The organism is Neobacillus niacini, assembly GCF_036961885.1.
Lineage (GTDB): Bacteria > Bacillota > Bacilli > Bacillales > Cytobacillaceae > Neobacillus > Neobacillus niacini_H.
On record NZ_JBALNQ010000105.1, the window covers coordinates 1 to 1809 of the forward strand.

Here is a 1809-nt window from a genome sequence, read left to right on the forward strand (position 1 = left end):
ATTTATGATAGTTGAAATTTCGGCAAGGATATTTTAAACGGTAGTTAGTTCTTTTTGTTCTTGTTCTTCTAAACTATCCATTGGTCCAAAGAATTCGAAATGGTTTTGTTCTTCACTTACTCCCATATCCTTTAAATAGCGATTGATTGCTTCATAAACGGCAGAATCAAATCATTTCACAGAAACTTTACCTTGAACTTCAATTTTAACATCTGCTTTTTTCAAAATATTTCCGACATCGCACCCTTTATCTGCTGCTTCTGTCGCTCTTTGTGCGGATTGAATTTGTTCTTCTGTCGCGCCAGCAGATAAAACTATTTGAGGATAATGGATAATTTTAAACTCATTATCAGATATATTTGCCTCAGAGTTCACTGTAAGTTCCGCCACAGGAAGTTTTCTGCTTTCAAGCACAAATGTTAGCGTTGCTGCATAACAAGTTGTTACAGAAGCAACGAGGACCTCTTTTGGATTTGCACCGTTACCACTACCTCCTAATGATGTTGGAATAGCGATTTTTGTATCAAGATACTCCGCTTTAAGGGTTCCATTCCCTGTTACCCCACCATCCCAAACAGCATTCACATTTATTTTCATATCAGCCATAATTAACACTCCTTCTATTAAATTAATTGGATAAATATCTTGCCTATTAACGTATGTTTTTACGCAATGGATAACGCAAACACTTCGTTAAAAGACAAGAAGTACATGATTTACGTTTTAGTTAGTACCTACTGGTCGGTACAAATTGAGTTTAACACACTCTATTAAAAGTTAGCAAGTAAACAGGTTACTTTTCTTAAAAACGTTCCATTGTGTTAACAAACTACCATCATTGATATTTATCGAAAGTTGAATATTTTGCTTAACAAGTAAAAATCCTTCCTATTCATTCAGGACTTTCGATCAGACTTCCAAAATTATCGAACTTTACTTCAAAGCCACAAGGTTCCCATATTCCCAAAGAAATCTTTTATAGTTTGTTTAAGAATTCTTTCACTGCTTCTGCAGTTTTAGCGTTTGCACTATGCAAATGAGCAAGCTTTTCACCGTTTTTAAAAACTAATAAAGATGGAATTCCCATAACACTTTGTTTGTCAGAAACTTCCGGAAACTCATCACGGTCAATTTTAAACCATTGTTTGTCCTGATGCTCTTCTGTAACTTCATCAATAAACATTCCTAACCGTTTACAGTCTGGGCACCAAGTTGTAGTGAAAATTCCAATAGTTAGTTCATCTTGGGAAATTTGCTCAAGATATTCTTGCTCTGTTTTAACTTGTTTCATGTTTTCTCCTCCAAGTGGGTCTCTCAATTTTTGAATGAAATAAAGCTCTTCATCTTCACTATTGTTATGAACTTGTTGATACGCAATCACAAAATTGTTTTTATACTTCCCAATATTGAACGAAAATCCTTCTTATTTCACTTTATTAATAAATGACATTCTTCCGTTTATGATTCGCTGAGGGCTTATTAATTGAAAACTGTTAGCTGTAATCGAAAAATCAATTTTTAATTCTTTTTCAAAAAAGAGTAGTTTTGACTTTTCCATTAAAACTGAGCGATTATTTGTATCAAATAAAAGATCGTCATTTTCTTCCGCAGAAGAGACAAACCATAAAGTCGGCATTCCGCCAGCACAACCGAAAAATTCGTGTTCGTCGATTTCGTATTTTATTTTTAATATTCCATTTTGTTCTCCGATTTTTTTGTTTAGTTCTTCTATCGCACTGTCTGTTATGGTGATATTCAAACCGCATGCTCCTTTCACTCTTCTCATTAATGAATAGAATTTACTGTATT

3 protein-coding genes are annotated in these 1809 nt (G+C 33.9%); all 3 read right to left on the reverse strand.

Features of this window, described 5'->3' with window-relative positions; genetic code table 11:
• Window positions 1-171 precede the first annotated feature (171 nt).
• Window positions 172-606, reverse strand: coding sequence for an OsmC family protein (locus tag V7124_RS26095; protein WP_335494869.1), 435 nt, complete (start codon window positions 604-606; stop codon window positions 172-174).
• A 370-nt stretch (window positions 607-976) separates the two neighbouring features.
• The gene (locus V7124_RS26100) at window positions 977-1291 is read right to left on the reverse strand and encodes a thioredoxin family protein (RefSeq protein ID WP_335413479.1); all 315 of its coding nucleotides are present in this window, start codon (window positions 1289-1291) and stop codon (window positions 977-979) included.
• 132 nt (window positions 1292-1423) lie between these two features.
• Window positions 1424-1809 (reverse strand): iron-sulfur cluster biosynthesis family protein (locus V7124_RS26105; RefSeq protein WP_335494872.1); only part of this gene is annotated, 386 nt, incomplete at its 5' end.

What these genes read in the sequence shown, in the direction of transcription:
- V7124_RS26095 (WP_335494869.1), bottom strand. Translation starts at nt 606, where the DNA reads ATGGCTGATATGAAAATAAATGTGAATGCTGTTTGGGATGGTGGGGTA.
- V7124_RS26100 (WP_335413479.1), bottom strand. Translation starts at nt 1,291, where the DNA reads ATGAAACAAGTTAAAACAGAGCAAGAATATCTTGAGCAAATTTCCCAA.